Consider the following 12826-nt stretch of genomic DNA (forward strand, 5'->3'; position numbering starts at 1 on the left):
ACAAGCAAAAATAAGGAATGAAAAAATTAGATGAAGATAAAGAAACTAATAACTACTGTGGCTATCGGAGTAGGTTTAGTTGCACCTATTTTTAACGTTAATCAGTCTCAGATGGTAGAGGCTGCCTCCATTAACTCAATTGCTAAACAAAACAGCTATGTTGGCGTTACTTTCTTACATAAAATGCTCCAAACGCAGAATATTAAGTATAATAAGTTTTACGCTCATGGGAATAAAATTAAGTACAGAAAAGGAAAGCCGGAGGGTATTGTTATTCATGAAACTGCAACCCCCGGGGCATCCGCATATAATGAGGCCATTTATTTTAACCGTGAATGGAAAAATATGTACTCCTATGTTCACGCTTTTGTAGATCACAAGCAGGTTATCCAAATGATGACTCCTAACTATGGTGTCTGGGGCGCTGGAGCAGTAGCCAACAACCGTTTTATTCAAATTGAACTTTGTCAAGAAACTAGCAGAAAGAAATTTGCTAAAAGTGTGAATAACGATGCCATTTATGCGGCTAAGTTGTTGCACCGCTATAACATCAAGCCTTCTAATGCATCTAATACTGGTAAAGGGACAATCTGGTCCCATCATGCTGTATCGCGCTTTTTAGGGGGTACTAACCATACCGATCCTGACGGCTACTTCAAAAAATGGGGTTATTCAATGAATGACTTTTACTCACTTTTGAAGCACTATTACAATTTGCAGGCAGCAGAAACCGTCACGTCCAACGTTCCTGATGACAGCACAGTTACTGACGATTCGTCAAATCCAGCAAATGCAACTGACCCAACTGATTCAACTGAATCCACGAATACTCCTGCTACTGATTCCGACCCTGTTTCTCAAGCGCCGACTGGTAAGAAAACTTTGATGCATGATGCTTATACATATGATGCTCAAGGTAAACGTACTGATGCAGCATTAAAAACTGCCGGGACAGTGGTAACCGTGGCACAAGAAAAAATAATAAATGGTAAAAAATACCTCCAAGTTGGGGAAAATGAATACGTTGTGGCTAGCAATATTGTTGGTTCCAAGCGGGTGTTAACTCATAATGCTTATATTTACGATACTACCGGAATTCGTATTGGCACTACCAAGCTTTTGCAGGGCAAATCCGTTCGGACATATGGCGGCCGCGTCAATATTAATGGTAATAAGTACTATCCAATTGACACTAATCGCTTTGTTAAAGCAGCCAATTTTTAATTAAGTAAACAGGTCATGATAATTATCGTGACCTGTTTTTATGTGCATGTGCAGCAGATTTTAATTTATTGAATACTTGCTGTCCCTTTTTATTTTCTCTGCTCGTCAATATTTTGTATAATCGACTAAGAATAAATGAGGAGGTAATCCTGGTGGCACAGTTGTCTTTATTCCTAGTTGTTTTGTTTGCTCTAATTGTTCCTATTTTAATGGCACGATTAAAGGTAAATGCTGTTCCTACGGCCGTTGCCGAAATTATCATTGGTATTATTCTTGGTGCCAGTGGTTTTAACATTGTACAGCCAACACATGATCTCGCGTTTTTATCAAACTTGGGCGTCATTTTGCTATTGTTTTTGTCGGGTATGGAAATTAATTTTGATTTGCTAAAACCAAAGCATAAGCAAGAACAAAAGCAGGATCAAATTTCACCCTTTAAAATTGCATTAGAGGCGTTTTTAGGCGTAGCCCTGTTATCTGTCTGCCTGGCATTAGTTTTAAAATGGTTTGGTTTATTTGGCGATACGATGCTTGCAACCATTATTTTCATGACGATTGCACTGGGAGTAGTAATTGCGACCTTAAAAGAAAAGGACATTTTAAATAGGCCGATAGGTCAGACGATTTTATTAACTGCAGTATTAGGAGAAGTAATTCCGTTAATGCTATTGACGGTTTATGCTGCGATTAATGGTGGCAATACCGGACAATTGTGGCTTATTATTTTGCTTTTTGGCGTAGCTATTTTGCTGTTGTGGCACTTTAAGCAGCCATATCTGTGGTTTGTTAAAGTGACTAAGTCAACTACGCAGTTAGATGTTCGTTTAGCCTTTTTCTTAATTTTTGCTTTGGTAACAGTTGCTGAAAGAGTCGGAGTAGAAAATATTTTAGGGGCCTTTTTAGCTGGCATTGTCATGAAGTTGTTGGAGCCTAGTCAGGAAACTGCTGATAAATTGACTTCAATTGGTTATGGCTTCTTTATTCCTATTTTCTTTATTATGACGGGGGTTAAACTCAATTTAAGATCACTTTTGGCACATCCCAACTCTTTAATTCTGTTACCAATATTAGTGCTGTTTTTATTTCTGGCAAAATTGCCTGTTGCGTTAGTTTATGCCAAAAAGTTTGGTTTAAGAAATGGTTTTGCGGGTGGCTTTTTGACCGCGACTACGATCACCATTGTTTTACCAACTTTAGCAGTGGCCAGAAAATTAAATGTTATTACACGCTTGCAATCAGATGTTTTTATCTTGGCTGCAGTAATAGTTTGCATTTTTTGTCCGATACTTTTTAATGCAATATTTAAGTTAAAAGCTGAGGATCGTATCAAGGAAAAAGTGGTGATTTTAGGCACCAATGCTTTAACAGTTCCAGTCATGCTTGATTTGCATGATAATTGGTATTCAGTTCAAATGTATACTACTAGTAATGAACACTATAATATTTATAAGAGTCGTGTGCCGGATTTAAAATTATTACCAAAACTGGATGAAGCAAATCTGCGTCAATCTGATGTTTTTACCGGGAATATATTTGTTGCGGCTATGAGATCTGACGAAACCAATTTACGACTGGGACAACTGGCAAAAGCTAAAGGTAATTTCAAACGGATTATTATTTGTCAGAAGCGTGCTGACATTGCCAAGGTTGAACAATTGCGCAGCAACGGCATGGAAGTCTTTGACTTAAGCAATGTTACTTCTTCATTGCTGCGAGCACTGATAGAATCGCCCGCTGTTTATAATGTGCTGAGCGATACCAAAAATGCGGTCTATTCTGTTGTTGTCCGCAACAGGCAGTATTCAGGCCTTCAATTAATGGATTGGGATATAGCAAGTGACATCACTGTCAGTCGTATTCGCCGAGGACAAGAATGGCTGGTCCCGCATGGACATACGGTTATTGAAATGGGAGACGAATTGATATTTACTGCTAAGTATCAGGTTGCTGATCGTATTCGCAGAGTTATCGGCAATAAGTAATTTTATCAATTAAAAAGCGGTTTGCTGTTATGATAACTGAATTTGAGACACTTTATTAGAATTTAACTACGGAATAACTTAAAGGATAGCACAAGAGTTAGTCCTTTTTGACTGACACGTTTTGATAAATTGTAAAACTATAGGAAATAATTTAATATTATTAAAAAGCAAATTACTTAATTGTAATATACAAAACACTTACTATTAAAAGAGCAAAAATTAGAATAATTTTTGCGAACACGTATGACAGAAAATAATAATTTATTAAAACTCTAGTCTTTTTTTTGGGTGTTTATAGTGCTAAAATAAATCCTATGTAACTCAATAAGAGTTATAGCGTTCTTAAGTCTGTATAGCTAGGGGCGTCGAATTTGTCAATGGAAAAAGGAAGGCTCAGAAAAATGAGTAAAAATAATTTTTATAAGAAAATGATAGTTTCCGTAGCTGGTGCAACATTATTAGCTGTTGGTGTTAATCAGTTACCAACTAACGCTTTAAGTAGTGCCCCAACTGAAGTTAGTGCAGCTAAGAAGGCCGCTAAGACCAAGAAGGTTGGCGCCAATTCTGCTGTTTACAAGCTAAAGGGCAAGAAAGTAGTTAAAACTAAGAAAACAGTTAAAGTTGGTCAAAAAGTAACAGTTCTTGGCAAAAAGACTGTTAAAGGCAAGGTTTACTACAAGATTGGCAAGAACCAATATATTAAGGCTGTTAATGTTACTGGTAAGGCTGCTAAAGTAGCTAAGAACACAGTTTTAGTTACCAGAAGTGGCAAGGCTTTGAAGAACGGTAAGGTTCGCAAGGGACAAAAGGTTAGAGTCTTTGGTAAGGCTGTCAAAATTAAGGGCAAGAAGTACTACTCAACTTCAGCAGGATACATTAAAGCAAGTGCTTTAGCTAAGAAGAAGACTGAAACAACACCAACTTCAACCCCATCAACTAGTTCAAATGGTTCTACTGGTTCAAATGGTTCAACTGGTTCTAACGGTTCAACTAGCTCAAATGGTTCTACTGGTTCTAACGGTTCAACTAGCTCAAACGGTTCTACTGGTTCAAATGGTTCAACTAGCTCAAACGGTTCTACTGGTTCAAATGGTTCAACTAGCTCAAACGGTTCTACTGGTTCAAATAGTTCAACTAGCTCAAACGGTTCTACTGGTTCCAACAGTTCAACTGGTTCAACCGGATCCAACGGTTCAGCTAGCTCAACCCCTTCTAAGTAATGAGTAATCATTAATTTGCTTTTTATATTAAATTATTGAGTAAATTTAATATCATAATTAAAGAGGTCTTAGAAGTTTTTTGAAAAACTTGCTTTTACAGTTTTTTCAAAATTCTCCGGCCTCTTTTTTGATACAAAAAAACGCAACTTTCTCAACTGGAGAACTGATTGCGTTTTTTAGTCATTAATATTAATTATTAGAAACAGATTGCTTTGCTTTAGCTAATACATCCATGACAGCTATGCTATGCTCGTACAAATCATTTGCTTTCTGTGTATCGTGGGTATCAATAATTTTCACAAAATCTGTAAACTCACTTGCCATTCGGTGATCAAACTGATTGAAGTTGAACTTACTGTTATCACCATGTCTGTGTTCAACCATGAAGCTTTTAATAACACCAGTTGAACCATCAAAGTAGATAGTTCCTTTTTCACCCTCAATAAATGATCTTGGAGTAGTATAGCTGTCTTTTGCAGCAATTAAAACTGCTTGTTTATCAGGATAAACTAAATTAAGTATGCCCGAAGTATCAACTTGTTTTTGCATTACTGGATAATATTGCACTTTTTCCGGCTTACCGAACAAACCAACTGCTAAGTGAATATTGTAAATGTTCAAATCCGTGAGAGTTCCACCATCTTTAGCAGGATCGAATACAGGTGCAATTTTTCCTTGCAAAAAATCATCATAGCGACTGGAATATTGCGTATAGTTTAAAGAAATAATGTGAATAGGTGCAATTTCAGCTAATTGCTGTTTAATCGCTTTGAAATTTGGCAGGTGAATATTTGTGATGGCCTCAACAATGATTAAACCATTTTTATCAGCTATTTCTTTAAGTTCTTCAGCTTGAGCAACAGTTTCTACATATGGTTTTTCACAAATAACATTTTTGCCTGCAAGAAGAGCTTCTTTTACGATTTCATAATGTAAAGAATTAGGCACGGCTACATAAACTGTATCGACATTTTCATCGTGACACAACTGCCCGTTATCAGCAAATACCTCTTTAATGTTGTATTGTTTAGCTAAGTCTTTGGCAATAGGCTGACTACGTTGAGTAGTGGATATTGCTGCAAGTTCAAGGCCTTTAATTTTAGCAGCAGTCGTTAAAAAATCGTGAACAATTTTACCACTGCCAATAATTCCTAATTTCATTTTTGGACCTCCGATTACTAATGAAAATATTTAAACGACTCTATAGTCATTTTATCTCATTAAGTAACCTAAAAGCACCATAATTATGATAGTTAAATATTTACTAAAAATAGTTGTTTTCATATAAAGACCTTTACTTTATTGCTCAAATTAGTTTGCAGAAGCTGGAGTGGCGTTCTTGACTTCATCTGGTAACTTCAAAGAGTCGAAATTACCGAAGCCAAAGATTCTAAAGTTGAATGAAGCTGGCATTTTTTTGTCGTAGTTCATTTTAAAAGAAGTAGCAGTGCTTGTTATTTTTTTATCTTTGATTTTAAAAGTAACATTACACTTGCTGAGTTTAACGTGCTTTTTGAACGACTTGAGATCTACCTTATAGTCTTTAAAAATTTTGTTCAGAAATTTACTTGCCTTAGTAATATTGACGTTACTTTTGAGGGTATAAACTCCATCTTTATGACTAAGTTTGGCATTTTTGCTCAAATCAGTAGTGATGCTTTTAGCAAATTTCTTCAGATCGCTGCTATATTTTTTTATATCAGTTTTGGCAGTATCAGCGTCTGCAATAGGTGTATATTGCCATTTGCCATCTGCTTTGGTGTAGACACGTTTTGCGTCCATATCAATCCATTGCTCTACTGTTTCAGCGTGTTTGCCAGATTTTACTTTGGTAGTGGCTTGAACTAGTTCAGGCTTGGTGGTAAAAGCACCATGAGAGTCGAAATTTATTTTTTGCTTACCACTTTTAATCTTTGTACTGGTAGTATATTGGCCACTAGTTTGGTTGCTCTCTTTCTTTTTAACAATTGCAATAGCCTGCTTTTTTGATAATGCTGCATCGACTGTTTTTGCATGAGTTAGACCACCACCAACTAAAGTGGCAGACAATAACATAGCCGTCAAAAATTTCTTCAATTTCATTGTGGACATCTCCTTTTTAATATTCTTATTTTACCTTAAGGAAATTATATAGCATTTTTAGTCAAGTTGATATAAAAATTTGTCCGATTTTTTTCAGCGTAACAATTGCATCCTTGATTTAGTAGAGTTTAAAAATGATAAGAATCGTTTTGTATATTAATGAGAGTATGATTTTTTAATTTTTTACATAAATTAGATTTTGCAAATCAGGGTTTTACCACTGGGTCATCAACTATATTAGGTATTTTGTATAACAAAAACTCCGAAATTTTTCGTTTCGGAGTAATCGTTATATTTTACTTAGAACTATTTTTTCTTTTTGTTTGTTTTAGGCAGCGGTTTGGCATTAAGGGCATTGGTAGGTATCTTTAAGAAGTCTTTGCTGCCCATGTTGCCATAACTTTGTCCAGCACTGAATTGCATTAGTTTATTTACTTTAACCTTAACTAGGTATTGAAAGCTATACATTTTTTTATTTTTAACCACAAGTTTGGCAGTCATGCCTTTAATTTTACCCATTTTGACTAATTTATGATAGATAGTTTTTTGCTTGGGACTTTGAGTGTTGGTGGTAAAGATCGGATCTAATGCATCTTTCATCGTTTTCTGGTCTGTGATGTTCGCTTTTAAAGTATAAGTGTGGCCTTTTCTAGTCATTTTATAAGCGTTAGTCAGAGCCTTAGGTGGATCCATTAACATTGAATTATTAACTATAGAATCCAGTAAATCAGCATAAGAGTGCCCCGTTAATTTGTTAAAATCAGCTTTATACCAGTCACTTGAGCCGTTAATATAAACGTGATTGGAATTATCAACCCACTCCTGCGAAGATTGTGTTTTACCTTTGGCTTGAGTTTGGTAGTTGAGTTGAAATACAGTAGGGTTGCCACCAAAAAGAGCAGTTGTGGTAACAATTTGTTTGGAAGTATCGGTTCCTAAGGTTACGACCTGCTTGGCTTGGCCACTTTTAAATGATTTCTGTGAACATTTGATTACTTGGCTTTTAGTTAGAATTGGTTCGCTTTGCTTTTTCTGCTTGGAGCATCCGCCTGCAGCAAGTGCCGCAATTAGGCTCAAGCCCATTAATAATTTTTTGAATTTCATAGTGAGTTAGATATTCTCTTTTCTTATAATCATCATTATATCTATTGTATCGTAAAACTTGTATTTAAAAAACGATTTTTAGCACTAAACCCTATGAAAACAAAATGTAAATGTGTAAAATAGTAAGTGAAACATTTAATTTGCAAAGGAGATATTTCATGTCAAAATTAGTTTTGATTCGTCACGGACAAAGTGAATGGAACCTTGAAAATAAATTTACTGGCTGGATTGATGTAGATTTATCAGAAAAAGGCGTTGAAGAAGCAAAGAACGCAGGTAAGTTAATTAAGGAACATGGTCTGCAGTTTGATCAAGCTTATACATCTGTTTTAACTCGTGCCATTAAGACTCTACACTATGCTTTGGAAGAAAGTGGCCAACTTTGGGTTCCAGAAACTAAGAGCTGGAGATTAAACGAACGTCATTATGGCGGCTTGCAAGGCTTAAACAAGAAAGCTACTGCTGACAAATATGGTGATGAGCAAGTTCACATTTGGCGTCGTTCATATGATGTTTTGCCACCAAAGATTGAGGATGACTCTAAATACAGCCAAGTTCATGATCGTCGTTATGCCGATCTTGATCCCCACATCATTCCTCGGACTGAAAACTTAAAGGTTTGTTTGGAAAGAGTTATGCCTTTCTGGGAAGACCACATTGCTCCAGATCTGTTAGCTGGCAAGAACGTTATTATTGCAGCTCATGGTAATTCACTTCGTGCCTTGACTAAGTACATCGAAAACATTTCTGATGCTGATATTATGAACTTGGAAATGAAGACCGGTGAACCAGTAGTTTACACCTTTGATGACAAGTTGAATGTCACTAACAAAGAAAAATTAGACGACTAATTTTAAGTTAAAAAATAAAATTCCTAACTTTCACGGTTAGGAATTTTTTAGTAGCCACAGTTTATTTGTGAATTTTGACAGCATGGTCAAGCTTCCGACCATATTGTTCAGCATATTCTTTTAATTTTGGATCGTCTTTTGTTAATTCATCAAGCATTTTTTCTGTTTCAGTTTTCATTTTTATTTCTCTTTAATACTCTTTTTCTAATATTTTTTGCATGATCTTTTTTAATTTGCATAATAGCATACATGCTATCATGCTTCAATCGACTTAGATATCTTATCTTTTATGAGTTTTTAAGGGCGTATTAATCCAAAAATTTAGATTAGAGAAATTAATATTTTGTAGAGTATATTGCTCAAGTTAAACACAATGGAGTATGCACCAATTTTAGTGCTGGTCATTGTTATACAATATATGGATATGGAATTTGTATTAGAACTAAGATGTGATGTTATAAACATAAGTAACTTGTGAAAAGCCTTTCAATAGTTATATAATTAGTTTAAATATAGTTATGAGCAGGATTAAGAAATGAATTTTACACAGTTACATTGTTTTGTTAAAGCAGTTGATAATTCGAGTTTTACTATTGCAGCAGAGGCACTCAATTTCACACAGCCAGCTGTTTCCAAAAATATTAAAGACTTGGAAAATGAACTTGAAGTTACTCTAATTGTACGAGAGCATCACAGGATTTCTTTAACAGATGCCGGAAGATATTTTTATAAAGTTGCCCGTAATGTGGTTGATGACATGGATTATGCCAAGGATTATCTTAAAAGTAATAAAAGTAAAATTGGAAATTCATTAAGAATAGGTGTTTGTGACATTCCATTAGAAGAGGAATTAATGCCAATTGTTTTACATGACTTGCATAAAATTGATAGCAATCTTGATATACGTTTTATGGATGTATTGAACTATTCTATTTCTGAAATTTTAAATCATCATGTAGATATTTGCCTTGTATCACGTGATAGTGTAGAAGCAATTACAAATATCAGTTTTGAGCCATTAATTAAAGGACATTTTGTTGTAATGTGTCCTTCAAACTCTGCACTTAGTAAAAAAGAAAAGGTAACTTTAAAAGATTTACAAAAACAAAATTTGTTCTTATTTAATCCAACAAATTCTTTAAGCTTTCAAACTCAAAATAAATTGATAGCAAGCATGAATGTTCAAGATATAAGGTTCGTAAGTGATTTCTTTAAAATGGGGATATATGTCAAAGCTGAATGGGGCTATGGTATTTTACCTAATTTTATTGCAGATTATCATGCAAGTGATGTTAAATATCTGCCCCTTGATTATTCTGAGATACCACCGTATGGTATTGCATACATGAAGTCAGCTGTTAGAGACATTGATATTGATAAAGTAGTTCAGGTTTTTAAAAATGCAGTAAAAAGAACCATTTGATTATATAAATAGTTTTTTAGGGATTAAAAAAGCTCGTTAATCTATAAATAAAAGATTGACGAGCTATTTTTCTGCAATAATTACAAAATTTTCAAGCATTCCAGTTTGTTATTTTACATTTTAATGTGCTTGCTTAAATGCCCAAATTGCATGCTACTTTAAATGTGTGCACAAAATATATTTAAAGAAAGAGTTGGTAAAAAATGGAAAGCAATTATGACGTAATTATAGCAGGAGCAAGTAATTCTGGTGGAATGGCTGCGTGTGCTGCAGCTGAAAAAGGTGCAAAAGTTTTATTGATTGATAAAATGGGAGATTCACAATACTTGTATCGTTCTTCTTTTGCTGCGGTTGGCAGTAATGCACAAAAAAAGGCCGGTATTAAATTAGATAAAGCAAAAATAATAAACTTTTTAACTTTATTTGCCCAAGCGAATGTAGACCAGCGACTATTGTGGACATGGGCTAATAATAGTGCAGAAGCAGTAAATTGGCTTGAGGAAAACGTGTTAAAACCTAACGGTGGACATATTATGCCTCAACCCGATGCGAGCTATGAAACTATGATTAATACAGCTTTTCCTGTCGAAAATGTAATTGCGAATGGCAAAAATACTGATTGGGCCCATTATGGTTCATGGATGATTAATAAGATTAAAGAACTAGGAGTTACTTTAAAATATAATACCAAGTTGGAGCAGTTACTAACCGATGAAAATGGCAAAGTTATCGGAATTATTGCTAGTGATCGTCATAGTGGTCAAAAAACTGAATATCATGCGTCTAAAGGTGTCATTATTTGCACAGGTGGGTATGGCGCTAATAAGGAGCTATTGGAGAAATGGAACCCATTTGCTTTAAAGAAAAATGTTTACTCTGATGGTCCACGCGATGATGGATCCGGGATTCTTGCAGGTTTAGCAGCCGGAGCCGCTCGCGATGAAGAACCAGCTGAAACGATTTTTGATCGTGGCGGCGTCAAAGTGGGAACAAAAGCTGAAGATCAGTTTGTAGTTGATTATCGTGGTTCTGGTTACTTTTGGCTAGGCTCTTATCCTTTATTGAAAGTTAACTTGCAAGGTGAACGATTTGGTAATGAAAGTGAGCCATATCAATTTGATACCAATAGTGCGGCAAAGCAACCAGGCTATTTAGAAGCTGTCATTTGGAATGAAGAAACGATGAACCATCTTAAGGAGTTCCATACTCTTGGCTGTTCACGTTATGGGTGGCCGGGCTTTTATGACACAGAAGGTGCTAAAGCTGAGGTTCAACGTCGACTTGATGATGGTACAGCACAAAAAGCCGAAACAATTGCGGAATTGGCTGAAAAGTTGCATTTACCAGAAGATAACTTGGTAGCTAGTGTTACAAGATATAATAAAATGTGCCAACAAAAACGTGATGATGATTTTGGCAAAGAGGCTTTTAGATTATTTCCTATAGTTAAGGCTCCATATTATGGAATCATTATAGGTGGACGCCTTCTTGCTACTCTTGATGGATTACGAATAAATACTAAAATGCAAGTTTTGAACAAAAACGGTAATGCTATTCCTCATCTTTATGCTGCCGGTAATGCGAGTGGAGGTTTCTTCTGGGGTAGTTATCCTGATCGAGTTCCTGGTCTTGCTTGTGGTCGGGCCCAAACTTTTGGTCGCTTAGCAGGTAAGAATGCAGCTGAAAATTAATTTACTTTAGAAGGAGTATTCATTAATATGGAAGAAAAACAAATGCCTCGTCTCTCTAATTACCGTTGGGTAATTTTAGTAATAGTATGTTTGATGGACGTAGCAAGTAACTATATACAATTCCAAGTTTCAGTACTTGCAACACAAATTATGCCAGCTTTACACATTTCTACTGCGCAATTTTCAAGTTTACTGATGGCACCTATGTTGGTAGCCGTAGTTCTAAGTTTACCTGCAGGATCTTTGGCAGATAGATTTGGTGCTAAAAAGGTTGTAACTGTAGGATGCATTATTTCAGTTATTGGTGCCTACGGCCGTTTAATAGCAACTAATTTTGCTATGATGATGGTCATGCTATTACTGTTTGGCGTTTACATGTCGATTTTAAGTACAAATACAATTAAAATTTTTGGTATTTGGTTTAAACAAGATACTAATTTAGCGATGGGTATGTTCTTTGCTTCAGCGAGCATTGGAATTATTCTTTCACAGTTGACGGGACCGTTATTCTCTAGTGTTAAGGCAGCTTATATGTTCTCCTCAACACTGCTACTTGTTTTGTCAATCTGTTGGGTACTGTTTATTAAAGACGCCCCTAAAGGAGAAAAAGTTCCTCCTTCAGAACCAGTGACAAAATATATTAATATTGCTGTTAAAAGTAAAAAGACATGGCTAGTTGCAATTGCCGGTGGTATTGGTCAAGCTGCCTCTATGTCTTTTACTGGAATTTTGCCTCAAGCTTTAATTAATGGCAAAGCAATGACACCGGCTGGTGCTAATGCAATTGCATCTGTTGCAGAAATTGGTAGCTTGGTTGGAGCTATGTTGGGGCCTGCAATTATTGGTAAAATGAAAAAAGCTAAACCTATTATGGTGGTTTTTGTGACTATTTCGGCCATGGCAATGTTTATGGTTGCATACTTATCAGGTAACAGTCTTCTTGTTGTAGACCTAGTACTTGGTGGATTGTTTGGAGCTTCAGCTGGTCCAATTTTACAATCAATGATTATTTCATTCCCTGAAATAGGACCTAAGTATGCTGGTAGCGCTGGTGGTATTGTTGGTATGACATCTACTTTACTATCGTATATTTTACCTGTTGTGATTTCTTCAATTGCCGGGCAAAATTATGCCCTAACATTTATGATTCAAGCTGTCTTAGCCTTTACAACTGCATTCTTTGTTTTGGCTTTGCCAGATGCTAATCGTGCAAAAAGAAATTAAGAATAAATAAATTAAACAAATAAAA

General features: G+C 35.6%; 10 protein-coding genes. 7 read left to right on the forward strand and 3 right to left on the reverse strand.

The features are described 5' to 3' along the window. Positions 1-30: 30 nt before the first annotated feature. The 3 genes from AAA926_RS06025 (at position 31) to AAA926_RS06035 (ending at position 4426) form a co-directional block, all read left to right on the forward strand. Entirely contained in the window at positions 31-1224 is a 1194-nt protein-coding gene (locus AAA926_RS06025) for an SLAP domain-containing protein (RefSeq protein WP_338206791.1), read from the forward strand. Positions 1225-1376: 152 nt separating this feature from the next. Further along, the gene (locus tag AAA926_RS06030; protein ID WP_338206792.1) at positions 1377-3206 is read left to right on the forward strand and encodes a cation:proton antiporter domain-containing protein; all 1830 of its coding nucleotides are present in this window, start codon (positions 1377-1379) and stop codon (positions 3204-3206) included. A 401-nt stretch (positions 3207-3607) separates the two neighbouring features. Then, positions 3608-4426, forward strand: coding sequence for an SLAP domain-containing protein (locus tag AAA926_RS06035; protein ID WP_338206793.1), 819 nt, complete (start codon positions 3608-3610; stop codon positions 4424-4426). Between the two features lie 189 nt (positions 4427-4615). On the opposite strand, the gene AAA926_RS06040 is transcribed toward AAA926_RS06035, so the two are convergent. The 3 genes from AAA926_RS06040 to AAA926_RS06050 all read right to left on the reverse strand — a co-directional run bounded on the left by AAA926_RS06040 (position 4616) and on the right by AAA926_RS06050 (position 7612). Beyond that, complete coding sequence (locus tag AAA926_RS06040) at positions 4616-5587, reverse strand: Gfo/Idh/MocA family protein (protein WP_338206794.1); 972 nt, start codon at positions 5585-5587, stop codon at positions 4616-4618. A 150-nt stretch (positions 5588-5737) separates the two neighbouring features. Then, the gene (locus tag AAA926_RS06045) at positions 5738-6508 is read right to left on the reverse strand and encodes a hypothetical protein (RefSeq protein WP_198179782.1); all 771 of its coding nucleotides are present in this window, start codon (positions 6506-6508) and stop codon (positions 5738-5740) included. Positions 6509-6814: 306 nt separating this feature from the next. Beyond that, positions 6815-7612, reverse strand: coding sequence for a hypothetical protein (locus AAA926_RS06050; protein WP_338206796.1), 798 nt, complete (start codon positions 7610-7612; stop codon positions 6815-6817). A gap of 158 nt (positions 7613-7770) precedes the next feature. Between AAA926_RS06050 and AAA926_RS06055 the strand changes: the two genes are divergently transcribed. The 4 genes from AAA926_RS06055 to AAA926_RS06070 all read left to right on the forward strand — a co-directional run bounded on the left by AAA926_RS06055 (position 7771) and on the right by AAA926_RS06070 (position 12801). Then, positions 7771-8463: a 2,3-diphosphoglycerate-dependent phosphoglycerate mutase gene (locus AAA926_RS06055; RefSeq protein WP_034978190.1), complete on the forward strand. Its 693-nt coding sequence runs from the start codon at positions 7771-7773 to the stop codon at positions 8461-8463. A 535-nt stretch (positions 8464-8998) separates the two neighbouring features. Next, positions 8999-9886 carry a LysR family transcriptional regulator gene (locus AAA926_RS06060; protein WP_338206798.1) on the forward strand — a complete coding sequence of 296 codons (888 nt, stop codon included), beginning with the start codon at positions 8999-9001 and terminating at the stop codon, positions 9884-9886. A 203-nt stretch (positions 9887-10089) separates the two neighbouring features. Beyond that, a complete protein-coding gene (locus tag AAA926_RS06065) occupies positions 10090-11577 on the forward strand; it encodes an FAD-dependent oxidoreductase (protein WP_338212114.1) in 1488 nt (495 codons plus the stop codon). Between the two features lie 27 nt (positions 11578-11604). After that, positions 11605-12801: an MFS transporter gene (locus AAA926_RS06070; protein WP_338206800.1), complete on the forward strand. Its 1197-nt coding sequence runs from the start codon at positions 11605-11607 to the stop codon at positions 12799-12801. Positions 12802-12826 lie beyond the last annotated feature (25 nt).

This window comes from Lactobacillus juensis (assembly GCF_036246285.1).
GTDB lineage: Bacteria > Bacillota > Bacilli > Lactobacillales > Lactobacillaceae > Lactobacillus > Lactobacillus juensis.

Coding starts and splice junctions, on each gene's coding strand:
- AAA926_RS06025 (WP_338206791.1), top strand. CDS start 31: ATGAAGATAAAGAAACTAATAACTACTGTGGCTATCGGAGTAGGTTTA.
- AAA926_RS06035 (WP_338206793.1), top strand. CDS start 3,608: ATGAGTAAAAATAATTTTTATAAGAAAATGATAGTTTCCGTAGCTGGT.
- AAA926_RS06040 (WP_338206794.1), bottom strand. CDS start 5,587: ATGAAATTAGGAATTATTGGCAGTGGTAAAATTGTTCACGATTTTTTA.
- AAA926_RS06045 (WP_198179782.1), bottom strand. CDS start 6,508: ATGAAATTGAAGAAATTTTTGACGGCTATGTTATTGTCTGCCACTTTA.
- AAA926_RS06050 (WP_338206796.1), bottom strand. CDS start 7,612: ATGAAATTCAAAAAATTATTAATGGGCTTGAGCCTAATTGCGGCACTT.
- AAA926_RS06055 (WP_034978190.1), top strand. CDS start 7,771: ATGTCAAAATTAGTTTTGATTCGTCACGGACAAAGTGAATGGAACCTT.
- AAA926_RS06060 (WP_338206798.1), top strand. CDS start 8,999: ATGAATTTTACACAGTTACATTGTTTTGTTAAAGCAGTTGATAATTCG.
- AAA926_RS06065 (WP_338212114.1), top strand. CDS start 10,090: ATGGAAAGCAATTATGACGTAATTATAGCAGGAGCAAGTAATTCTGGT.
- AAA926_RS06070 (WP_338206800.1), top strand. CDS start 11,605: ATGGAAGAAAAACAAATGCCTCGTCTCTCTAATTACCGTTGGGTAATT.